The sequence below is a fragment of the Phenylobacterium sp. genome, from assembly GCF_046463815.1.
Taxonomy (GTDB): Bacteria; Pseudomonadota; Alphaproteobacteria; order Caulobacterales; family Caulobacteraceae; genus Phenylobacterium.
In genome coordinates this window covers 26,760-46,409 of record NZ_JBKBRO010000023.1, presented here as the reverse complement: position 1 = coordinate 46,409, position 19,650 = coordinate 26,760, and the positions used below count along the sequence as shown (strand labels likewise).

Sequence of the window (19,650 nt, the reverse complement as noted above, 5' to 3'; positions counted from 1 at the left end):
TTTCCGGGCCGCAGGCTTGCAAGGCCGCCGGCCCGACATACCTGAAGGCGTGCCCATCCTGGGCGTTTCCTCCCTATGAACTTCCCCAGCCGGGCCCTCGGGCCCGGCTCTTTTTTTGATCTCAACGGGCGAAGAGCTGGGCGGCCTGGACGAGGTAGAGGACCCCGATCCCGGTCACGATCCAGCGGGTCCAGCGCTTGAAGTTCACATCGCTCATCCGGTCCAGGATCAGGCCGCCCGCGAAGGTGCCGGCCATGGAGAGCGGGATGGCCAGGGCAAAGACCGGCCAGGGCGGCAAGCCTCCCGCGCCCGCCCGCCCGCCCGCCGCCAGCAGCGGCGCGCCGTAGACCACGATCTTGGCCAGGTGGGCGAAGACCTGGGTCGCCGCCTTGGTGGCCACGATGGCGTGTCGGGTGAGCTCCGTGCGCACGAAGAAGATGTCGAGCAGGGGCCCGGCCACGCCAGCGGTCAGGTTGAGGCCGGTGACCGTGAGGCCCGAGACGAAGGCCTGGGGCGGATGGGCGGCGTCGAGATTGATCCACCGCTGCGGCAGCCAGGTCAGGAAGGGCACGAGGCCCAGCAGCAGGAAGAGGACGGGCCTGGAGGGGGTGAAGGCGAGCAGCGAAACCGCCAGGGCCGCGACCAGCGAGGCCAGGGCGTACCAGCCGACGATGTCCCAGCGGACGCGCCTATGGTGAAGGATGGCCCGCCAGCCGTTGGCGACGAGCTGCAGCGCCCCATGGGTGACGAAGGCGGCCTGGACGGGCAGCACGAGGGCCAGCGCCCCCATCAGGACGAGGCCGCCCGCCATGCCGAACACGCCCGACAGCGTGGCGGTGACGAAGGCCATGGCGGCGACGAAGCCGCCGATGAGGATGGTCATGGACTTTCTCCGGAAGAGGAGCCCGCCTCGCGGAGGAGGCACAGGCTCCTCCGGACGACGGGCCTCCAGCGCACCGTGCGCGGAGAGGTGCAGGCGCTGCGAGCCGCGTCGGGCGAGCGCCTGGGGGAATGGCGTGGCTGAGGGCGTGGGAAGCCGTCATGTGACGGCGTTCGCTTACACCGGGTCGGGCCTCAAGGCCAAGGTCCGGCGGCGGCCCCAGGCGGGCGCCAGAAGCGCCGAGGCGACCAGCGCGGTGGAGAGCGCGATCAGGCCCGCCCCGTAGGCGCCGGTCCGGTCCTTCAGGAACCCCATCACGAAGGGACCGAGGTAGCCCGCCAGGTTGCCCACCGAGTTGATGAGGGCGATGCCGCCCGCCGCCGCCGTGGCCCGCAGGAACCGGGTCGGCAGGGCCCAGAAGGCCGAGCAGGCGCCGTTGACCCCGATGGCGCCCAGGGCGAGGCCGGCGAACCGCCAGGCCGTGTCCGTAACCAATGCGGCCAGCAGGAAGCCCGCCGCCGCGAGGAGCGCAGGCAGGATGAAGTGCCAGAGCCGTTCGCCGGTCCGGTCCGCGTGGCGTCCCCAGAGCACCATGGCGATGGCCGCCACCAGGTAGGGCCCGGCGGTGATCAGGCCGGTCTGCTGGTTGGAGAGCTCCCCGAAGCCCTTGACGATCTGCGGCATCCAGAAGCCCAGGCCGTAGCTGCCCATCACCGCGCCGAAATAGACGAAGGCGTACTTCCAGACCCGGGGACTGGAGAGCGCGTGGCGCAGCGAATGGAGGCGGCCGTCCTCGGCCGCCACGTGATCGCGGTCCAGGGCCCGCTGGACGACGGCCTTCTCCGCGTCGCTGAGCCAGCGGGCGACGGCGGGCTTGTCGGTCATCCAGAAGAAGACCACCACGCCCAGCACCATGGCCGGCAGACCCTCCAGCAGGAACATGGTCCGCCAGCCGGCGAGCCCCAACACCGAGATGTCGAGGAGCGCGGTCGACAGCGGCGCGCCGATCACCGCCGAGATCGGAATGGCCAGCATGAAAGACGCCACGATCCGGCCCCGCTCGCCCCAGGGGAACCAGTAGGTCAGGTAGAGGATCATGCCGGGGAAGAAGCCGGCCTCGGCCACCCCCAGCAGGAAGCGGACGACGTAGAAGGCGGCGGGGCTGTCGATGAAGGCCATGCCGGCCGAGAGCACGCCCCAGCTCACCATGATGCGGGCGATCCAGCGCCTGGCCCCCAACTTCTCCAGGATCAGGTTCGAAGGCACCTCGAACAGGAAGTAGCCCAGGAAGAAGATCCCGGCGCCCGCGCCATAGGCCGCCGCCGACAGGCCGATGTCGGCGTTCATGGTGAGCGCGGCGTAGCCGACGTTCACCCGGTCCAGGTAGGCCACGAAATAGAGCAGGCCGATGAACGGCAGGAGGCGGAGCGCCACCTTGCGCAGAACGCGCGCCTCGTCGAGCGCCTCCATGACCGCCATCCTCCCAACATCGTTATGCCGGGAGTTCAGCACATGTTAGCGGTAACTTACAGCGCCTCCAAGACGGCCCCCTCCCCGCCGAGGAGAGAGGGCCGCCTGTGAGGGCCTAGTTCCGGAACACCGCCGACATCGAGCTGTCGTGCGGTCCCTCGCGGAACTGCTGCAGCTCGTTGCGGCCGACCACCATGTGGTGGACCTCGTCCGGGCCGTCGGCGATCCGCAGGGTGCGGGTGTTGGCGTACATGCGGGCCAGCGGGGTGTGCTGCGACACGCCCAGGGCGCCGTGCATCTGGATCGCCTGGTCGATGATCTTGCAGACCCGCTCGGGGACCATGGCCTTGACCATGTGAATCCAGACCCGGGCCTCGCGGTTGCCGAGGACGTCCATCGCCTTGGCGGCCTTCAGCACCATCAGGCGCATGGCCTCGATCTCGATCCGCGCGCGGCTGACGATCTCGAGGTTGCCGCCCAGCTGGATGATCGGCTTGCCGAACGCCACACGCTGCATGCCGCGCGTCACCATCAGGTCCAGCGCCTTTTCGGCCGAGCCGATCGCGCGCATGCAGTGGTGGATCCGGCCAGGGCCGAGGCGAAGCTGGCTGATCTCGAAGCCGCGACCCTCGCCCAGCAGGATGTTCGAGGCCGGCACCCGGGCGTTGTTGAAGCGGATGTGCATGTGCCCGTGGGGCGCGTCATAGTCGCCGAACACCTGCTGGCCGCCCACGATCTCCACGCCCTCGCAGGGCAGCGGCACCAGGATCTGCGACTGCTGCAGGTGCGGCGGGTCGTTCTCGCCGCCGGTCCGCACCATGGTGATCATCACCTTGCAGCGCGGGTCGCCCGCGCCCGAGATATAGTGCTTCTCGCCGGTGATGATGTACTCGTCGCCCACGCGCACGGCGCGGGTGTCGATGTTCTTGGCGTCCGAGCTGGCCGTGTTCAGCTCGGTCATGCAGTAGGCCGAGCGGATCTTCCCCTCCAGCAGGGGCTTCAGCCACTTCTCCTTCTGCTCGGGCGTGCCGACGCGCTCCAGCACCTCCATGTTGCCGGTGTCGGGCGCGGCGCAGTTCATGATCTCGGACGCCAGCCGGTTCTTGCCCAGTTCGACGGCGATGTAGGCGTAGTCCAGGTTCGAGAGGCCCTCGCCGGTCTCGGCGTTCGGCAGGAAGAAGTTCCAGAGGCCCTGGGCCTTGGCCTTGTCCTTGGCCGCCTCCAGGACCTCCAATTGGCCCGGCGCATAGTCCCAGATATCGGGCCGGCCTTCGCCCAGCCGGTGGAACTCCTCGCTGGCGGGCTCCACCACCTCGCGGATGAACGCCTTCACCGCGTTGTAGAGCGGCAGCGCCTTGTCGGACATCCGCAGGTCGTTGAGCTCGTCCTGCGGGCTCAGGCCGAAAGTCGAATTCGCGCGTTCCGCAGCGATGTTGTTCATGTTCACTCCTCCCAGAGCGCTGGAGCCGGTCGTCGGGTTGACGGACCATGGGCGCAGATTTGCGGAAAATCAAACAACTGTTCGTCCCCCGGGGGCATATCATATTCAAACAAGTGTTTGAACCCGGAGCCGCGCGATGGATTTCGACTACTCCCCCCGCCAGAAGGAGCTGATCGGCAAGGTCACGGCCTTCATGGAGCAGCACGTCTATCCCGCCGTGCCGACCTACGAGCAGCAGCACGAGGAGGGGGAGCGCTGGAAGGTGATCCCGGTGCTGGAGGAGCTGAAGGCCAAGGCCAAGGCCGCGGGCCTGTGGAACATGTTCATGCCGCCGTCGTCCGGCCATCCGCCGGTGGAGGACACCTTCCGCTTCGAGGGCCTGACCTGCTCGAACCTGGAATACGCCCCGATCGCCGAGATCATGGGCCGCGTGGGCTTCGCCTCCGAGGTGTTCAACTGCTCGGCGCCGGACACCGGCAACATGGAGGTGCTGGAGCGCTTCGGGACGCGCGAGCAGAAGGACCGCTGGCTGAAGCCGCTGATGGAAGGCGAGATCCGCTCGGCCTTCCTGATGACCGAGCCGGCGGTGGCCTCCTCGGACGCCACCAACATCGAGACCCGCATCGAGCGGAACGGCGACGACTACGTCATCAACGGCCGCAAGTGGTGGTCGTCGGGCGTGGGCGACCCGCGCTGCAAGGTGGCCATCGTCATGGGCAAGACCGACCCCGACGCGCCCCTGCACCAGCAGCAGAGCCAGGTGCTGGTGCCGATGGACGCGCCCGGCATCCGCGTCGTGCGCATGCTGCCGGTGTTCGGCTACGACGACGCCCCGCACGGCCACGCCGAGGTGGTGCTGGAGAACGTCCGCGTGCCGGTGAAGGACAGCCTGATCCTCGGCGAGGGCCGCGGCTTCGAGATCAGCCAGGCGCGCCTCGGGCCCGGCCGCATCCACCACTGCATGCGCACGATCGGGGCCGCCGAGGTGGCGCTGGAGAAGATGTGCAAGCGGCTGATGAGCCGGAAGGCCTTCGGCAAGCACCTGTCCGAGCACTCGGTCTGGGAGGAGCGGATCGCGCGGGCCCGTATCGACCTGGAGATGACCCGCCTGCTCTGCCTGAAGGCCGCCGACATGATGGACAAGGCCGGTAACAAGGTCGCCCGGCTGGAGATCGCCATGATCAAGGTCCAGGCGCCCACGATGGCGCTGAAGATCGTCGACGACGCCATCCAGGCCCACGGCGGGGCCGGCGTCGCGGACGACTTCGGCCTGGCCCGCGCCTACGCCAACCTCAGGACCCTGCGCCTGGCCGACGGCCCGGACGAGGTCCACAACCGCACCATCGCCCGCATGGAGATGGCCAGGTACGGCGATCTGCAGGCCAAGATCCGGGCGGAGAAGGACGCCGAGCGCGTGCCGGTCGGCATCCGCTGAGGCGGCTGGGAGCTCAGATGTAGAGCGGGCGCTGGCCGGTCATGACGAAGGCCGTGGCCACGAGCATGGCCGTCGTCAGCGCCGGAACGAGTTTGATCCACAGTCCCATGGCGCGGAGTGTCACCCGCCTACGGTCAAGCTTGAGTTAAGACCGGCGTTATTTTTCCGACCCCGCTTCTCCGGCCCTATTTCACCGGCACATGCTCGGCGTGCGGGCAGACCGCCCCCAGCAGGGCCTCGTTCTCGGGGCCCTCGGCCTTCTTCGGCTTCTCGTCGCGCCAGCCGTCGGCGATGGCCAGCGGCTTCGAGGGCGTGTAGGCGCCCATGGAGATCAGGTTCTTCTTGGCGCAGTCGATCGCGTAGACGTAGCCGACGCCGTCCGGCTTGCCCGGGCCCGACGGCCCGATCTTGGCGGCGGGCTTGGAGACCGCCTGCATCACCACGATCCGGCCGCTCTGCCTGTCCTTGTAGGTGTAGTCGGCGTCGTAGGACCACTCGGTCCCGTTCGGGCCGTCGATGAACTTGGACCAGGTCTCGGCCTGGGCCGCGCCGGCTTGGGCGGCGAAGGCGATCAGGGCGGCGAGCGCGATAGCGCGGCGCATGGGCGTTTCACTCCAAACATCTGTTCGAAGCGAACCTAGCGGCGGCGCGGGGCTTACGCCACCCGCTTGGCGGGCGCGTTCAGGGCCCGTTCGGCCTCGCCCATGTAGTCACGGGTGATCGGCAGGGCGTCGATCCGCTTGGCGAGCTGGACCTGGAAGACGAAATGCCCGCGGTGGCGGAAGGCCATCTCGGAGACGCCGAGGTAGAACTCCCACATCCGGCAGAACCGCTCGTCCAGCATCTGGGCCACCTCGCCACGGCGGGCGGCGAAGCGCTGGCGCCAGTTCTTCAGCGTCTCGGCGTAGTGGAGCCGGAGGATCTCGATGTCGGTGACGTAGAGCCCAGCCCGCTCGATGGCCGGCAGCACCTCGGACAGCGCCGGGATGTAGCCGCCGGGGAAGATGTACTTGGCGATCCAGGCGTTGGTGACGTTCGGTCCCTCGGGGCGGCCGATGGAGTGGATCAGGGCCACCCCGTCGTCCTTCAGCAGGCGGGCCACGCCATCGAAATAGGCCTGGTAGTTGGGCCGGCCCACATGTTCGAACATGCCCACCGAGACGATGCGGTCGTAGGGGCCGGCCACGTCCCGATAGTCGGTCAGCGAGAAGCGGACGCGGTTCGAGAGGCCCTTGGCTTCGGCCCGCTGCTGGGCGAGGCCGAGCTGTTCCGTGGAGAGCGTGATCCCGTCAACCTCGGCGCCGGTCTCCTCGGCCAAGGTGAGCGCCATGCCGCCCCAGCCGCAGCCGATGTCCAGCACCTTGTGGCCGGGCTGAAGGGCGAGCTTGGCGGCGATGTGCCGCTTCTTGGCGAGCTGGGCCTCCTCCAGCGTCATGTCCGGCCGGGCGAAGTAGGCGCAGGAGTACTGCATGTCCTCGTCCAGGAAGCGCCGGTAGAGCTCGTTGGAGAGGTCGTAGTGGTGATGGACGTTCTTGCGCGCGGCCTTGCGGTGGTTGGCCTCCCGCCGGCGGTCGCGCAGCCAGCGGCGCAGGGGGCCGCGCTTCTTGCGCGTCTTGAACTTGGCGTTGGCCCCGATCAGGTCGATGAAGTCGGCCACGTCGCCCTGTTCGAGCACGAGACCGCCGTCCACATAGGCCTCGCCGACGCCCAGGCCGGGCTTGGCGGCGATCCGGGCCGCCCAAAGCGGGCTGGTGATCCGGGCGACAAGCGGCGGGCCCGAGCCGTCGCCCAGCCTCAAGGTCCGGCCGCCCGGCAGCCTTATGGTGAGATCGCCCTCGCGGACCGTCTTCTGCAGGAAAGCTTGCAAGCCCATGCTGCACCCCACATCACCCGACATAGCTAGGAACGACGACGGCCGAGCCAAGGTTCCGCGAGGATTTGCGGGGCGCCGGCCCTTGGGCGTCTTGACTCCCGGACGGCCTTTTCCTACCTCGCAGCCGACGTTAGCACTCAAGGGCCGAGACTGCTAACAGGCGGCCGTTGCGGGCTTACGTCCCCGTTATCCACACCGTCTCGAACGGAGAAAGAGCATCATGGCGTTTCGTCCTCTGGGAGACCGCGTCCTCGTCAAGCGCGTCGAGGAAGAAGAGAAGACCCGGGGCGGGATCATCATCCCCGACACCGCCAAGGAAAAGCCGCAGGAAGGCGAAGTGATCGCCGTCGGCCCCGGCGCCCGCGACGAGAGCGGCAAGATCCAACCGCTCGACGTGAAGGTCGGCGACCGCATCCTGTTCGGCAAGTGGTCCGGCACGGAGGTCAAGCTGCACGGCGAAGACCTGCTGATCATGAAGGAAAGCGACATCCTGGGCGTGCTCGAGGCCGACAAGGCCGCCAAGGCCGCCTAAGCCCGCGTCCGATCAGAACATCCAGTTAGAAGGACAGCACACATGGCTGCCAAAGACGTCTATTTCTCCTCCGACGCCCGCGACCGCATGCTGCGCGGCGTCAATACCCTGGCCAACGCGGTCAAGGTGACCCTCGGCCCCAAGGGCCGCAACGTCGTCATCGAGAAGTCCTTCGGCGCGCCGCGCTCGACCAAGGACGGCGTGTCGGTGGCGAAGGAAATCGAACTGTCCGACAAGTTCGAGAACCTGGGCGCCCAGCTCATCCGTGAGGTGGCCTCCAAGACCAACGACAAGGCCGGCGACGGCACCACCACCGCCACCGTGCTGGCCCAGGCCATCGTCGTGGAAGGCCTGAAGTCGGTCGCGGCCGGCATGAACCCGATGGACCTGAAGCGCGGCGTCGACAAGGCCGTGGCCAAGGTCATCGAAGAGATCAAGTCGACCGCCAAGAAGGTCTCGGCCAACAGCGAGATCGCCCAGGTCGGCACCATCTCGGCCAACGGCGACGTTGAAGTGGGCGAGATGATCGCCCGCGCCATGGAAAAGGTCGGCAACGAAGGCGTCATCACGGTCGAGGAAGCCAAGACCGCCGAGACCGAACTCGATGTCGTGGAAGGCATGCAGTTCGACCGCGGCTACCTCTCGCCGTACTTCATCACCAACGCCGAGAAGATGGAGGCCGAACTCGAAGAGCCGCTGATCCTGCTCTTCGAAAAGAAGCTCTCCTCCCTGCAGCCCCTGCTGCCGGTGCTGGAAGCCGTGGTCCAGTCGGGCCGCCCGCTCCTGATCATCGCTGAAGACGTCGAAGGCGAAGCGCTCGCGACCCTCGTGGTCAACAAGCTGCGCGGCGGCCTGCGCGTCGCGGCGGTCAAGGCGCCGGGCTTCGGCGATCGCCGCAAGGCCATGCTGGAGGACATCGCGATCCTCACCGGCGGCCAGCTCATCAGCGAAGACCTGGGCATCAAGCTCGAGAGCGTCACCCTCGACATGCTGGGCCGCGCCAAGAAGGTCACGATCACCAAGGAAGACACCACGATCGTGGACGGCTCGGGCGACAAGTCCGGCATCGAGGGCCGCATCGCCCAGATCAAGAAGCAGATCGAGGACACCACCTCGGACTACGACAAGGAAAAGCTGCAAGAGCGTCTGGCGAAGCTCGCCGGCGGCGTCGCGGTGATCCGCGTCGGCGGCGCGACCGAAGTCGAGGTGAAGGAGAAGAAGGACCGCGTCGACGACGCCCTGAACGCCACCCGCGCTGCGGTGGAAGAAGGCATCGTCCCCGGCGGCGGCGTGGCCCTGCTGAAGGCCTCGAAGGTGCTCGACGGCTTCAAGGGCGACAACGACGACCAGGAAGCCGGCATCGCCATCGTGCGCCGCGCCCTGCAGGCTCCGATCCGTCAGATCTCGGAGAACGCGGGCGTCGAGGGCTCGATCGTGGTGGGCAAGGTGCTCGAGAACGCCTCGCCGACCTTCGGCTTCAACGCCCAGACGGAAGAGTACGTCGACCTGGTGCAGGCCGGCGTCATCGACCCGGCCAAGGTCGTCCGCACGGCCCTGCAGGACGCGGCTTCGGTCGCCGGCCTGCTGATCACCACGGAAGCGGCCATCGTCGAAGCGCCGAAGAAGAACGCGCCCGCGGCCCCCGGCATGCCCGGCGGCATGGGCGATATGGACTTCTAATCCAGCGCTCAGCGTGTTGATTGAGGGCGGGGCCGCGAGGCTCCGCCCTTTTTCTTTGAACCTTCCCCTGATGAGGCGCGATGTCGTTCCGGTACGAGGCCGAAGGCGAGGTCTGGGCCTACTCCGGCCCCGGCGGCTGGCACTTCATCACCCTGCCGCCGGAGATGGCCGAGGGGGTCCGCACGGTCGGCGGGCGGCTGGCGCCGTTCGGCTCGCTGAGGGTGACGGCGGTCATCGGCGAGGTGCGCTGGAAGACCTCACTGTTCGCCGACCGCAGGGCGGGGTCGTTCCTGCTGCCGGTCAAGGCCGAGGTGCGCCGTCGTGCGGGCCTCGCCGCCGGACAGACCGTCGCCTACGCGGTCGAGATCGAGACCTGAGCGGCCTCAGCTGACGATGGCGTCGACGGCGGCGTCGTACTCTTCCTGGGCCTCGTCGACCTCGCGCTGGGCGACCGCGCGTTCGGCGTCGGTGGTCACCTGGTCCAGGAGCAGCTTGGCGTCCTCCAGCCGGTCCTTGGCGGCCTGCCAGCGGGCGTAGCCGGGATGATTCTCGATCGACATGACGCCGCCCTAGCCCCTTTCGGACCCGCCGACGACCATGTTCCCGATCCAGCTCACCACGCCGGTGACGATGGCCGCAAGGATTCCCGGGCCCAGGCCGGCCACCGAGAAGCCGCCCAGCAGCATGGCCACGAGGCCGATCATGGCGGCGTTCACCACCAGCAGGAACAGGCCCAGGGTCACGATGGTGAGCGGCAAGGTGAGGATCACCACCACCGGCCGGACCAGGGCGTTGACGATCCCCAGCAGCACGGCGGCCACGATCAGCGTGCCGGTGTCGTCGACCCTGACCCCGGGCACGACCTTGGCCGCCAGCCATAGGCCCAGGGCTGCGAAGACCGCGCGGACGATGAACCTGGCCAGCATGGGCGCCTCCGTTTCGCGGGACTAGAGCTTCGTTTCGCGAAGGTTACAACCCGGGCCGCATTCCCGCCGCCGCGCGCGGCCAGGCTGGTCGCCGAACGGAACGGGAGACTCCATGCGCGCAGCCATCCTCGCCCTCGCGGCCGCAGCGACCCTCGCCGGCCAGGTCCAGGCCCAGCCCCACCCGGGCGAGGGGCCGCCGCCCGGAGGGTCACCGGGAGGGCCGCCGGGAGGACCTCCGGGCGGCCCCCGGGGCCGGCTCTACATCAGCCCGGCGGGCGAGCCGTTCCGGGGCGGCGACGGGCTGGCCGCCTGGTTCGCGGGCGCGGACGCCGACCACGACGGCGCGCTCACGCCCGACGAGTTCCGGGCCGACGCCGAACGCTTCTTCAAGGTGCTGGACAAGGACGGGAACGGCGCCCTGCGCGGGCCCGAGCTGCAGGCCTACGAGCAGGAGGTCGCGCCGGAGATCGTCGGCTTCTACGGCGCGGGACCGGCCGGCGCCGGGGACGGACCCCGCAGCGGCGAAGGCGGCCCGGGCGGGGAACCGCGGGAGGTCCGCCGCCACGACGGCGGCGGCCGGCTCAAGGGCGGCGGCGGTCGACGGGGCGGCCCCGTCGCCGGCCGGGAAGGCGCGGCGCGCTTCTCGCTGCTCAACATCCCGCAGCCGGTGACCGGCTCGGATCTGGACGGCGACCGCAAGGTGACGCTGGACGAGTGGGTTCGGACGGCGCGCAGCCGTTTCGGCCTGCTCGACAAGACCGGCGCAGGGCGTCTTACCCTCGACACGCTTCCGCCCTTGCCCGGCGCGGCCCCACGCCCCCGCTAGGGGGGCGGTACAACCGATACCCGAGTTCTTGCAACCGCGGTTGGACGCTGTTCGCCGAAAGGTTAAGCTTGACGGCCGGTGCGGCTCCGCCGCGATTCCGGCGGGGAACATCGGGGGGCGGCCGCGTGGACAAGGCGCGCTGGAAGGTGCTGGACGAGCGGCTGGACATCGTGGCCCGCACGTCCTGGGAAGTGCTCGCCGTCCGGGTCGCCGCCGCCGCCATCGCCACCCTGCTGTCCATCAAGCCCTTCGGCCTGGCCTGGAGCCTCGGCTGGTTCGCCTTCTTCGCGGTGACCGAGGCCGGCGCCCGGTTCGCCTCGCGCAACGCCCTCGGGGGCGGCGCCCTCACGCCGTCGGCCCGGCTGGCCTACTTCGTCCTCATGAGCCTCGCCGGCCTCGCCTGGTGCGGCCTGGCCCTGCGCGGCTGGATGTCGGGCGAGGAGTCGCTGCGGCTCGCCGGCGTGGCCATCCTGGTCACCGTGCTGGTCCACGCCCAGGGCTTCTCGTCGCGTACGCCCGCCGCCCTCCTCGCCATGGGACTGCCGGCGGCGGCGCTCTGGATGGCGCTGCCCCTGCTGGGCGGCTATGGCCTGGGCGACCTGCTCATCGTGGCCTTCGGCTTCGCCATGGCGCTGTCGTACGTGGCCGTGGCCGCCCGGGCGACCGCCCGGAACGCCGCCGCCCTGGCCGACGCCGAGCGGCGCGCCAACGAGGCCAACGAGGCCAAGTCGGTGTTCCTGAGCATGGTCACCCACGAGATCCGCACGCCCATGAACGGCGTGCTCGGCATGGCCCGCGCCCTGCAGCAGACGCCGCTCACGGCGCGCCAGCGCGAATATGCCGAGACCATCGTCCGCTCGGGCGACAGCCTGCTCGCCATCCTCAACGACGTGCTGGACCACTCGAAGATCGAGGCCGGCCGCATGGAGCTGGAGGTCGCGCCGTTCAACCTGCGCGCCGTGGGCCAGCAGTCCATCAAGCTCTGGACCGAGGCCGCCGCCGCCAAGGGCCTGGACCTGGAGCTCGAGGTGGACCCGCTGCTGCCGGCCCACCTGCTGGGCGACGAGACGCGGGTGCGGCAGATCATCCTCAACCTGCTCTCCAACGCGCTCAAGTTCACCGAAACGGGACGCGTGACCCTGGCGCTCCGCCAGGACCTGCACGCCGACGGCGAGGGCGGCGTCGAGATCCGCGTCATCGACACCGGCCCCGGCATGACCGCCGAACAGGTCGCCCGTCTGTTCCGGCCCTACAGCCAGGCCGAGAGTTCGACCGCGCGCAAGTACGGCGGCACGGGCCTGGGCCTTTCCATCTGCCGGACCCTGTCGTCGATGATGGGCGGCGACATCAGCGTCGAGAGCGAGCCGGGCCGGGGCTCGACGTTCCGCGTCTGGCTGCCCCTGCCCGCCGCCGAAGGCGGCCCGGTGGACGTGCGCGAGACCGAGGCGCTGGAGCTGCCGCCGCTGCGGGTGCTGGTCACCGACGACAACCCGATCAACCTGGCCGTCGCCCGCGCGCTGCTGGAGGCCGCCGGCGCCTCGGTCGAGACCGCCGTCCACGGCGCCGACGCCCTGGAGCGGCTGCAGGTCGACCTCTTCGACCTCGTGCTGATGGACGTCCGGATGCCGGTCATGGACGGGGAGGAGGCGGTGAGCCGCATCCGCGCGGGCTTCGCCGGCTCGGCCGACATCCCGATCATCGCCCTGACCGCCGGCGGCGAACCCGGCGAGGAGGAGCGGCTGAAGGCGGCGGGCTTCGACGCGCTTCAGAACAAGCCCATCCAGCCGGCCGAGCTGTTCGCGGCCATCCGCCGGGTGATGTACGCGCCGCGACGCTCGCGGTCGGCTGCCTAGACCTCGGCGGTCTCCAGGCTGGGAACGGTCGGCTTCAGTCGTCCGCCCACGCGGATCGGCTCGATGCGGCGGGCGAGGCCCGTCCTGTCGTCCGTCTCGACGTACACCCCGCAGACCGTGGCCGGCCCCTCGGCCGGCTTGTAGCGGCCGCCCGAGATCTTGGTGGTGAACCGGCGCAGCGGCTCGTCCTTCTGGTTGCCGATCACGCTGTCGTAGTCGGCGCAGGCGCCGGCGTCGGTCTGGTAGGCGGTCCCGCCGGGCAGGATCTGGGCGTCGGCGGTGGGCACGTGGGTGTGGGTGCCAATCACCAGGCTCGCCCGCCCGTCGCACCAGTGACCCATGGCCATCTTCTCGGAGCTGACCTCGGCGTGCATGTCGACGATGATCGCGTCGGCCACCGCCCCCAGGGGCGCGGACTCCAGCTCGCGGTCCACCGCGGCGAAGGGATCGTCGAGGGGGTCCATGTAGACCCGGCCCAGCAGGTTCACGACCAGCACCCGGCGGCCCGAGGCGGTGTCGAACAGTTGCGCCCCGCGTCCCGGCGCGTCGCTGAGCGGCGGATAGTTCAGCGGGCGGATCAGGCGCGGCTCGCGGACGATGTAGGTCAGCGCCTCCTTCTGGTCCCACGAGTGGTTGCCGAGCGTCAGGCAGTCGGCGCCGGCCTCGAACAGCTCGTTGGCCGTGGCCTCGGTGATGCCGAAGCCGGCGGCGGCGTTCTCGGCGTTGACCACCACGAAGTCGAGCTGGAGCTGGCGCTTCAGGCCGGGCAGGAACTCGGCCAGGCCGTCGCGGCCCGCACGGCCGACCACGTCTCCGAAAAAGGCAAGTCGCATCAAGTCTCTCTAGCGACGGCGATGAAATCCGTCTCGGTCAGAATCGCGTCGAGCCGCTGGTCGTGCGGCTCCATGGGGATCTCGTCCACCTCCTGGCCGGCATAGGCGAGGCCCAGGACGAAGACCGGCTTCGTGGCCCGCAGGTTCGCGAGCGTGCGGTCGTAGTGGCCCGCGCCCTGCCCCAGCCGGCCGCCGCGGCGGTCGAAGGCGAGCAGCGGGGCGATCACCAGGTCTGGCTCCACCGTGTCGGCCCAGCCAGGCGGCCCCAGGATGCCGAAGGCGTCGCGTTCCAGCGGACTGCGGGTGTCCCACAGCCGGAACTCCAGCGGCTCGTGGCGGCTGACGGCGATCGGCAGGGCGGCCTCGGCTCCGGTGTCGATCAGCCGGCGCATGAGGGGCGAGGGGTCGATCTCCGAGCCCTGGGCCATGTAGCCGGCGAAGCTCTGGAACTCGGGCAGCCGATCCAGCGGCAGGCGGGCCGCCGCGCGCATCGCGGCGTCGGGCGCCGCCGCCGCCAGCCCCTTGCGCAGGGTCCTGAGGCGCGCCCGGAGCGCGGTCTTGTCGGTCGGAGGGGTCACGCCGCCTCTATAGCGGAAAGAGGTGGCGGCGCCGCGTGAGCCGTGAAGGACTGTTTCATCCCCTCGACCTGGCAGACCAGGTGGGCGCCGTATACCCAAGACCACGGCCCTGGGCAGGGACAGCTCCCTTCGAGTGAATTAAGGTCGCTGGGATATGTCGCCTTCGACGAGAGCCGCAGCAGGACCCGCCGGAGGCCCAAGGTAGTGAGCCCGGCGGGCGGGCTCAAGCGCGGCGGGTCCGCGCGGCCCGAGAATTCGTACTTGGCGAATTCGCACTTCAAGGCGCGGCCCGGGACCACTAAGTCTGGCCGTGTGACCGATACCCTCTCCCCTTCTCCCGGCCTCGCCCGCGTCGCCAACGACCTGACGCGCGACCTCATGCGGCCCAATCCCGCGATCTACTGGCTGGACCTGATCGCCACGGCGGCGGTGACCTACGCCAGCCTCTGGGTCGCGGCCACGGCCCACAGCCTGGCCGGCGCGCTGATCGCCGGCGCGGTCTGCGTGCTGGCCCTCTACCGCGGCGTGAGCTTCATCCACGAGTTGACGCACCAGCGGCGGGACGAGCTGCCCGGCTTCCACTTCGGCTGGAACCTGCTGATCGGCGTCCCCTTCCTGACCCCCTCGCTGCTCTACGAGGGGGTGCACATGCTGCACCACGCCAAGGACCGCTACGGCACCGTCCGCGACCCGGAATACATGCCGCTGGCCCACCTGCCGCTCTCCAGCCTGCTCGGCTTCATCTTCATCGCCCTGCTGGCGCCCGTGGGCGTGATCCTGCGCTTCGCCGTGCTGGCCCCGGTCGGCTTCCTGGTCCCGCCGGCGCGCCGCTTCGCCGTCGCCAAGGCCTCGGCCATGACCATCAATCCGCAGTTCTCCCGCGACGACTTCGACCGCGCGGCCAAGGCGCCGTGGCTCGCCCAGGAGATAGCCTGCTGGCTGTGGAGCTGGACGGTGATCGGCCTGACGCTGGCCGGCTTGATACCCCTGCGCGCGGTCGTGACGGGCGTGGCGATCTACTCCGTCTTCGCCTTCGTGAACCAGCTCCGCACCGCGGTCGCGCACTACTGGGAGAACGAGGGCGGGCGGATGAGCTTCGAGGGTCAGTTCCTGGATTCGGTGAACGTGCCGCCGCCGGCCGTCCTGCCGTACCTGTGGGCTCCGGTGGGCCTGCGCTACCACGCCCTGCACCACCTCTTGCCGCGGATGCCCTACCACAACCTGGGCGCCGCCCACGCGCGCATGGTCGCCCACGTGTCGCCGGACAGCCCCTATCGCCAGGTGGAGGAGCGCGAGCTCGTCCCGGCGTTGGCCAAGCTGGCCAGGAAGACCCTTTAGGCCGCCAGGTCGGTCGCCAGGGTCTCGATGCGCTTGGCGGCGTTCTCCAGCGCGGCCACCGCGCGGGTCTCGATGCGGGCGCGGTCGGCCTGCAGGCGGGCGAGTTCAGCCTGCATCGCCGCCAGCCGGTTCTTGGCGTCGTAGAGTTCGTCCGCGAGCAGCAGGGCGCCCATCAGAAACAGGCGGGTGTCGCCGAGCTGGCCCATGTCCTGCGACACGTAGCGGACCTGCTGGTCGAACAGGCGGGCCAGCTCCTGCAGGTGCTGTTCCTGGCCGTCCTCGCAGCCCACCGCATAGGGCCGGCCGTTCACCTCGACGCTGATCTGGGCCATGGCGATTACTCCTGCGGCGCCTGCCCGTTCAGGGCGGCCTTGATTTCCTGTATGGCGCGACCCAGCGCCGCGGACGCCTCGGCGCCGGCCTCCTCGAGCGCGCGCTCCCGGGCCCGGGCCTGGTCCAGCTCGGCGGCCAGCTTGGCGCGGTCCTGGTCGAACAGGCCGCCGGCCTCGGCGCCGGCCTGGCGCAGCTTCTCGGCCAGGCGCTGTTCCAGCTGGTGAAGCGCCCGCTCAAGCCGCTTGGCCGCCAGTTCCAGTGCGCTTTCGCCCGGGTTCATGCGCGACTCCCCAAAGGCTGCATCCGTGCATCTATAGACCCGCGTCGCCTCGCCTGTGAATCGGCCCTTTTCTTGACGGGGCGGCCCTGCGCGTGCGAGGCCGCCCGGATTCCGCCCCCTTGAAAGACTCGAAGAACCGATGCCCGCGCCGCTGAAGACCATGGCCGACGCCATCCGCGTACTCTCGATGGACGCCGTCGAGCAGGCCAATTCGGGCCACCCCGGCATGCCCATGGGCATGGCCGACGTCGCCACGGTGCTCTGGAGCCGGTTCCTCAAGTTCGACGCTGCCCGCCCGGACTGGGCCGACCGCGACCGCTTCGTGCTGTCGGCCGGCCACGGCTCGATGCTGCTCTACTCCCTGCTCCACCTGACCGGGGTGAAGGCGGTCACGATCGACAGCCTGCGGAACTTCCGCCAACTCGGCTCCAACACCCCGGGCCACCCCGAGTACGGCCATACGCCGGGCGTCGAGACCACCACCGGCCCGCTGGGCCAGGGCCTGGCCACCGCCGTCGGCATGGCCATGGCCGAACGCCACCTGGCCGCCCGCTTCGGCGAGGACCTGGTGGATCACCGCACCTGGGTGGTGGCCGGCGACGGCTGCCTGATGGAGGGCGTCAGCCACGAGGCCATCGCGCTCGCCGGCCGGCTGAGGCTCGCCAAGCTGACCGTGCTCTGGGACGACAACGGCATCACCATCGACGGCGACGTCACGCTGTCGGACACCACCAACCAGCTCGCCCGCTTCAAGGCCGCCGGCTGGGCTGTCCGCGCGGTGGACGGCCATGACGTGGCCCAGATCCGCCGGGCGCTGGCCTGGGCGGTGAAGCAGGACCGCCCGACGCTGGTCGCCTGCCGCACCCGCATCGGCAAGGGCTCACCCACCTACGAGGGCACCCACGACGTCCACGGCAAGGCGCTGGGCAAGGACGAGGTCGCCAGGACCCGCGACCACCTGGGCTGGCCGCATGAGCCGTTCGTGGTTCCGGACGAGGCCCTGAAGCCCTGGCGCGCCGCCGGCCGCCGCGGCGGCAAGGCCCGCAAGGCCTGGGAAGCCCGTCTCGCCGCCTCGCCGAACCGCGCCGAGTTCGAGCGCGCCATGTCGGGCGAGCTGCCGAAGCACGCCTTCGAGGCGCTGGACCGCTTCATCGCCGAGGCCGAGGCCAAGGCGCCGGCCGCCGCCACCCGCCAGCACTCCGGCGCGGTGCTGGAGCAGGTCTTCGGCGCGATCCCCGAGCTGGTGGGCGGCTCGGCCGACCTGACCGGCTCGAACAACACCTACGTCAAGAACACCGCCATCCTGGACGCCCCCGGCTACGCGGGCCGCTACGTGAACTACGGCGTGCGCGAGTTCGGCATGGCCGCGGCCATGAACGGCCTGGCCCTGCACGGCGGCGTCATCCCCTACGGCGGCACGTTCCTGGTGTTCTCGGACTACGCGCGCGCGGCCATCCGCCTGGCGGCGCTGATGGGCATCCGGGTGATCCACGTGGGCACCCACGACTCCATCGGCCTCGGCGAAGACGGCCCGACCCACCAGCCGGTGGAGCACCTGGCCTCGCTGCGCGCCATGCCGAACCTGAACGTCTTCCGCCCGGCCGACGCGGTCGAGACCGCCGAGTGCTGGAAGCTGGCCCTGGAGGCCAAGGCGACGCCCTCGGTCCTGGCCCTGTCGCGCCAGAAGACGCCCGCCGTCCGCACCCAGGCCATCGGCGAGAACCTGTCGGCGCGCGGCGCCTATCAGCTCGCCGCGGCGAGCAAGCCCGCCCAGGCCACCATCTTCGCCACCGGCACCGAGGTCGCCATCGCGCTGGCCGCCCGCGACCTGCTGGAAGCCGACGGGATCGGGACCCGGGTGGTCTCCGTCCCCTCGTTCGAGCTCTTCGAGCGGCAGCCCGCCGACTACCAGGAAGCCCTGATCGGCGAGACCGAGGTCAAGGCCGCCGTCGAGGCCGGGGTGCGCATGGGCTGGGACCGCTTCATCGGCGCGGACGGCGTGTTCGTGGGCATGACCGGCTTCGGCGCCAGCGCCCCGGACAAGGCGCTCTACAAGCACTTCGGCATCACGGCCGAGGACCTGGCCGCCGCCGTCAAGGCGAAGCTGTAGGCCCTCGCCGGGGGAGAGGATGATGCGCCTCGGAACGCCGCTCTCGCCCACCGCCGTCCGGGTCATGCTCCTGGGCTCGGGCGAGCTCGGCAAGGAGGTGGCGATCGAGCTCCAGCGGCTGGGCTGCGAGGTGATCGCCGTCGACCGCTATCCCGACGCCCCGGCCATGCAGGTGGCCCACCGCAGCCACGTCATCGCCATGACCGACGCGGCGGCCCTGCGCGCGGTGATCGAGGCCGAGCGGCCGCACCTGGTCGTCCCCGAGATCGAGGCCATCGCCACCGACGAGCTGGTGAGGATCGAGGCCGAGGGCCTGGCCACCGTCATCCCCACCGCGCGGGCCGCCCAGCTCACCATGAACCGGGAGGGCATCCGCCGGCTGGCCGCCGAGGAGCTGGGCCTGCCCACCAGCGCCTACGCCTTCGCCACCTCGGAAGCGGAGCTGGCCAGGGCCGCCGCCGAGGTGACGGGCTTCCCCTGCTTCGTGAAGCCGGTGATGAGCTCGTCGGGCAAGGGCCAGTCCTACGTCGAGGGGCCCGAGGGGATCGCGGCAGCCTGGCGTTACGCCCTGGAAGGCGGCCGGGTCGAGCAGCCCCGGGTGATCGTCGAGGGCCGCGTGGACTTCGACTTCGAGATCACCCAGCTCACCGTCCGCAGCCTGAAGGACGGCCGGGTCGAGACCAGCTTCTGCGCTCCCATCGGCCACCGCCAGGTGAAGGGCGACTATGTCGAGAGCTGGCAGCCCCAGGCCATGAGCCCGAAGGCGCTGGCGCGCGCCCGCGAGATCGCCGCCGCCGTCACCGAGGCGCTTGGCGGCCTGGGCATCTTCGGCGTCGAGCTCTTCGTGAAGGGCGGCGAGGTGTGGTTCTCGGAGGTCTCGCCCCGGCCGCACGACACGGGCCTCGTCACACTGGCGACCCAGCATTTCAGCGAATTCGCCCTGCACGCCCGCGCCATCCTGGGCCTGCCGACCGACGTTTCCCTGCGCGAGCCGGGCGCCAGCGCGGTGATCTACGGCGGCCTTGAGGCCCGGGGGATCGCCTTCGAGGGCGCAGCCGAGGCGCTGGCCGTCCCTGGCGCCGACCTGCGCCTGTTCGGCAAGCCCGAAGCCTTCGCGCGCCGCCGCATGGGCGTGGCCCTGGCCAGGGGGGCGGACGTGGACGAGGCCCGCGAACGGGCGCGGACCGCGGCGGCCAAGGTCAGGCCGGTTAGGGGCTGAGCCGCGCGGCCCTCCCCTTGCGGGAGGTGAGCGCTCCCACGCC

The 19,650-nt window shown here is 70.2% G+C and carries 20 protein-coding genes and 1 other RNA gene; 9 read left to right on the top strand and 12 right to left on the bottom strand.

All coding sequences use genetic code 11. From position 1 onward, the window contains the following. Positions 1-121: 121 nt before the first annotated feature. The 3 genes from ACK4TT_RS15245 to ACK4TT_RS15235 all read right to left on the bottom strand — a co-directional run bounded on the left by ACK4TT_RS15245 (position 122) and on the right by ACK4TT_RS15235 (position 3,791). Positions 122-883: a TSUP family transporter gene (locus tag ACK4TT_RS15245; RefSeq protein ID WP_410213342.1), complete on the bottom strand. Its 762-nt coding sequence runs from the start codon at positions 881-883 to the stop codon at positions 122-124. 174 nt (positions 884-1,057) lie between these two features. Continuing rightward, complete coding sequence (locus ACK4TT_RS15240; RefSeq protein ID WP_409634535.1) at positions 1,058-2,350, bottom strand: MFS transporter; 1,293 nt, start codon at positions 2,348-2,350, stop codon at positions 1,058-1,060. 115 nt (positions 2,351-2,465) lie between these two features. Beyond that, positions 2,466-3,791, bottom strand: a complete 1,326-nt coding sequence (locus ACK4TT_RS15235) for an acyl-CoA dehydrogenase family protein (protein ID WP_409634538.1) — start codon at positions 3,789-3,791, stop codon at positions 2,466-2,468. Positions 3,792-3,927: 136 nt separating this feature from the next. Between ACK4TT_RS15235 and ACK4TT_RS15230 the strand changes: the two genes are divergently transcribed. Next, a complete protein-coding gene (locus tag ACK4TT_RS15230) occupies positions 3,928-5,226 on the top strand; it encodes an acyl-CoA dehydrogenase family protein (RefSeq protein ID WP_409634541.1) in 1,299 nt (432 codons plus the stop codon). A gap of 185 nt (positions 5,227-5,411) precedes the next feature. Here the strand turns inward: ACK4TT_RS15230 and ACK4TT_RS15225 are convergent, their stop codons facing one another. Together ACK4TT_RS15225 and ACK4TT_RS15220 are read right to left on the bottom strand one after the other, a co-directional pair. After that, positions 5,412-5,828, bottom strand: a complete 417-nt coding sequence (locus ACK4TT_RS15225; RefSeq protein WP_409634544.1) for a hypothetical protein — start codon at positions 5,826-5,828, stop codon at positions 5,412-5,414. A 53-nt stretch (positions 5,829-5,881) separates the two neighbouring features. Further along, entirely contained in the window at positions 5,882-7,099 is a 1,218-nt protein-coding gene (locus tag ACK4TT_RS15220) for a class I SAM-dependent methyltransferase (RefSeq protein WP_410213341.1), read from the bottom strand. A gap of 220 nt (positions 7,100-7,319) precedes the next feature. Between ACK4TT_RS15220 and groES the strand changes: the two genes are divergently transcribed. The 3 genes from groES to ACK4TT_RS15205 all read left to right on the top strand — a co-directional run bounded on the left by groES (position 7,320) and on the right by ACK4TT_RS15205 (position 9,688). Then, positions 7,320-7,631 (top strand): co-chaperone GroES, encoded by a 312-nt coding sequence (gene groES / locus ACK4TT_RS15215; RefSeq protein ID WP_409634549.1) that lies wholly within the window; start codon positions 7,320-7,322, stop codon positions 7,629-7,631. A 42-nt stretch (positions 7,632-7,673) separates the two neighbouring features. Further along, a complete protein-coding gene (gene groL, locus ACK4TT_RS15210) occupies positions 7,674-9,311 on the top strand; it encodes a chaperonin GroEL (RefSeq protein ID WP_409634552.1) in 1,638 nt (545 codons plus the stop codon). A gap of 80 nt (positions 9,312-9,391) precedes the next feature. Further along, positions 9,392-9,688 carry a DUF1905 domain-containing protein gene (locus ACK4TT_RS15205; protein WP_409634553.1) on the top strand — a complete coding sequence of 99 codons (297 nt, stop codon included), beginning with the start codon at positions 9,392-9,394 and terminating at the stop codon, positions 9,686-9,688. A gap of 6 nt (positions 9,689-9,694) precedes the next feature. Here the strand turns inward: ACK4TT_RS15205 and ACK4TT_RS15200 are convergent, their stop codons facing one another. Next, positions 9,695-9,871, bottom strand: a complete 177-nt coding sequence (locus tag ACK4TT_RS15200; RefSeq protein WP_409634556.1) for a hypothetical protein — start codon at positions 9,869-9,871, stop codon at positions 9,695-9,697. A 9-nt stretch (positions 9,872-9,880) separates the two neighbouring features. Then, on the bottom strand, positions 9,881-10,237 hold the full coding sequence (locus tag ACK4TT_RS15195; protein ID WP_409634558.1) for a phage holin family protein: 357 nt from the start codon (positions 10,235-10,237) through the stop codon (positions 9,881-9,883). Positions 10,238-10,349: 112 nt separating this feature from the next. On the opposite strand from ACK4TT_RS15195, the gene ACK4TT_RS15190 reads away from it, so the two are divergent. Together ACK4TT_RS15190 and ACK4TT_RS15185 are read left to right on the top strand one after the other, a co-directional pair. Continuing rightward, the gene (locus ACK4TT_RS15190; protein ID WP_410213340.1) at positions 10,350-11,063 is read left to right on the top strand and encodes a hypothetical protein; all 714 of its coding nucleotides are present in this window, start codon (positions 10,350-10,352) and stop codon (positions 11,061-11,063) included. Positions 11,064-11,188: 125 nt separating this feature from the next. Next, the gene (locus ACK4TT_RS15185) at positions 11,189-12,916 is read left to right on the top strand and encodes an ATP-binding protein (protein ID WP_410213339.1); all 1,728 of its coding nucleotides are present in this window, start codon (positions 11,189-11,191) and stop codon (positions 12,914-12,916) included. On the opposite strand, the gene ACK4TT_RS15180 is transcribed toward ACK4TT_RS15185, so the two are convergent. From ACK4TT_RS15180 to ssrS, 3 genes are all read right to left on the bottom strand, one after another. Then, entirely contained in the window at positions 12,913-13,749 is an 837-nt protein-coding gene (locus tag ACK4TT_RS15180; protein ID WP_410213338.1) for a YmdB family metallophosphoesterase, read from the bottom strand. The two genes, ACK4TT_RS15185 and ACK4TT_RS15180, sit on opposite strands and share 4 nt — an antisense overlap. Further along, on the bottom strand, positions 13,749-14,327 hold the full coding sequence (locus tag ACK4TT_RS15175) for a 5-formyltetrahydrofolate cyclo-ligase (RefSeq protein ID WP_409634572.1): 579 nt from the start codon (positions 14,325-14,327) through the stop codon (positions 13,749-13,751). The genes ACK4TT_RS15180 and ACK4TT_RS15175 overlap by 1 nt, the downstream gene beginning before the upstream one ends. A gap of 24 nt (positions 14,328-14,351) precedes the next feature. Beyond that, positions 14,352-14,512, bottom strand: a non-coding RNA gene (gene ssrS / locus ACK4TT_RS15170) — 6S RNA. Positions 14,513-14,639: 127 nt separating this feature from the next. Between ssrS and ACK4TT_RS15165 the strand changes: the two genes are divergently transcribed. Next, positions 14,640-15,665, top strand: coding sequence for a fatty acid desaturase family protein (locus ACK4TT_RS15165; protein ID WP_410213337.1), 1,026 nt, complete (start codon positions 14,640-14,642; stop codon positions 15,663-15,665). On the opposite strand, the gene ACK4TT_RS15160 is transcribed toward ACK4TT_RS15165, so the two are convergent. Both ACK4TT_RS15160 and ACK4TT_RS15155 read right to left on the bottom strand, forming a co-directional pair. Next, a complete protein-coding gene (locus ACK4TT_RS15160; protein ID WP_409634578.1) occupies positions 15,662-15,997 on the bottom strand; it encodes a cell division protein ZapA in 336 nt (111 codons plus the stop codon). The two genes, ACK4TT_RS15165 and ACK4TT_RS15160, sit on opposite strands and share 4 nt — an antisense overlap. Positions 15,998-16,002: 5 nt before the next feature. Beyond that, entirely contained in the window at positions 16,003-16,278 is a 276-nt protein-coding gene (locus ACK4TT_RS15155) for a DUF4164 family protein (RefSeq protein ID WP_409634581.1), read from the bottom strand. 139 nt (positions 16,279-16,417) lie between these two features. Between ACK4TT_RS15155 and tkt the strand changes: the two genes are divergently transcribed. Further along, positions 16,418-18,388, top strand: coding sequence for a transketolase (gene tkt / locus ACK4TT_RS15150; protein WP_410213336.1), 1,971 nt, complete (start codon positions 16,418-16,420; stop codon positions 18,386-18,388). Between the two features lie 22 nt (positions 18,389-18,410). After that, positions 18,411-19,607, top strand: a complete 1,197-nt coding sequence (gene purT / locus ACK4TT_RS15145) for a formate-dependent phosphoribosylglycinamide formyltransferase (protein ID WP_409634586.1) — start codon at positions 18,411-18,413, stop codon at positions 19,605-19,607. The last annotated feature ends 43 nt before the right edge of the window (positions 19,608-19,650 follow it).

What these genes read in the sequence shown, in the direction of transcription:
- ACK4TT_RS15190 (WP_410213340.1), top strand. Translation starts at nt 10,350, where the DNA reads ATGCGCGCAGCCATCCTCGCCCTCGCGGCCGCAGCGACCCTCGCCGGC.
- purT (WP_409634586.1), top strand. Translation starts at nt 18,411, where the DNA reads ATGCGCCTCGGAACGCCGCTCTCGCCCACCGCCGTCCGGGTCATGCTC.
- ACK4TT_RS15200 (WP_409634556.1), bottom strand. Translation starts at nt 9,871, where the DNA reads ATGTCGATCGAGAATCATCCCGGCTACGCCCGCTGGCAGGCCGCCAAG.
- tkt (WP_410213336.1), top strand. Translation starts at nt 16,418, where the DNA reads ATGCCCGCGCCGCTGAAGACCATGGCCGACGCCATCCGCGTACTCTCG.
- ACK4TT_RS15220 (WP_410213341.1), bottom strand. Translation starts at nt 7,099, where the DNA reads ATGGGCTTGCAAGCTTTCCTGCAGAAGACGGTCCGCGAGGGCGATCTC.
- ACK4TT_RS15180 (WP_410213338.1), bottom strand. Translation starts at nt 13,749, where the DNA reads ATGCGACTTGCCTTTTTCGGAGACGTGGTCGGCCGTGCGGGCCGCGAC.
- ACK4TT_RS15155 (WP_409634581.1), bottom strand. Translation starts at nt 16,278, where the DNA reads ATGAACCCGGGCGAAAGCGCACTGGAACTGGCGGCCAAGCGGCTTGAG.
- ACK4TT_RS15230 (WP_409634541.1), top strand. Translation starts at nt 3,928, where the DNA reads ATGGATTTCGACTACTCCCCCCGCCAGAAGGAGCTGATCGGCAAGGTC.
- ACK4TT_RS15160 (WP_409634578.1), bottom strand. Translation starts at nt 15,997, where the DNA reads ATGGCCCAGATCAGCGTCGAGGTGAACGGCCGGCCCTATGCGGTGGGC.
- ACK4TT_RS15235 (WP_409634538.1), bottom strand. Translation starts at nt 3,791, where the DNA reads ATGAACAACATCGCTGCGGAACGCGCGAATTCGACTTTCGGCCTGAGC.
- ACK4TT_RS15195 (WP_409634558.1), bottom strand. Translation starts at nt 10,237, where the DNA reads ATGCTGGCCAGGTTCATCGTCCGCGCGGTCTTCGCAGCCCTGGGCCTA.
- groES (WP_409634549.1), top strand. Translation starts at nt 7,320, where the DNA reads ATGGCGTTTCGTCCTCTGGGAGACCGCGTCCTCGTCAAGCGCGTCGAG.
- ACK4TT_RS15245 (WP_410213342.1), bottom strand. Translation starts at nt 883, where the DNA reads ATGACCATCCTCATCGGCGGCTTCGTCGCCGCCATGGCCTTCGTCACC.
- ACK4TT_RS15240 (WP_409634535.1), bottom strand. Translation starts at nt 2,350, where the DNA reads ATGGAGGCGCTCGACGAGGCGCGCGTTCTGCGCAAGGTGGCGCTCCGC.
- groL (WP_409634552.1), top strand. Translation starts at nt 7,674, where the DNA reads ATGGCTGCCAAAGACGTCTATTTCTCCTCCGACGCCCGCGACCGCATG.
- ACK4TT_RS15225 (WP_409634544.1), bottom strand. Translation starts at nt 5,828, where the DNA reads ATGCGCCGCGCTATCGCGCTCGCCGCCCTGATCGCCTTCGCCGCCCAA.
- ACK4TT_RS15205 (WP_409634553.1), top strand. Translation starts at nt 9,392, where the DNA reads ATGTCGTTCCGGTACGAGGCCGAAGGCGAGGTCTGGGCCTACTCCGGC.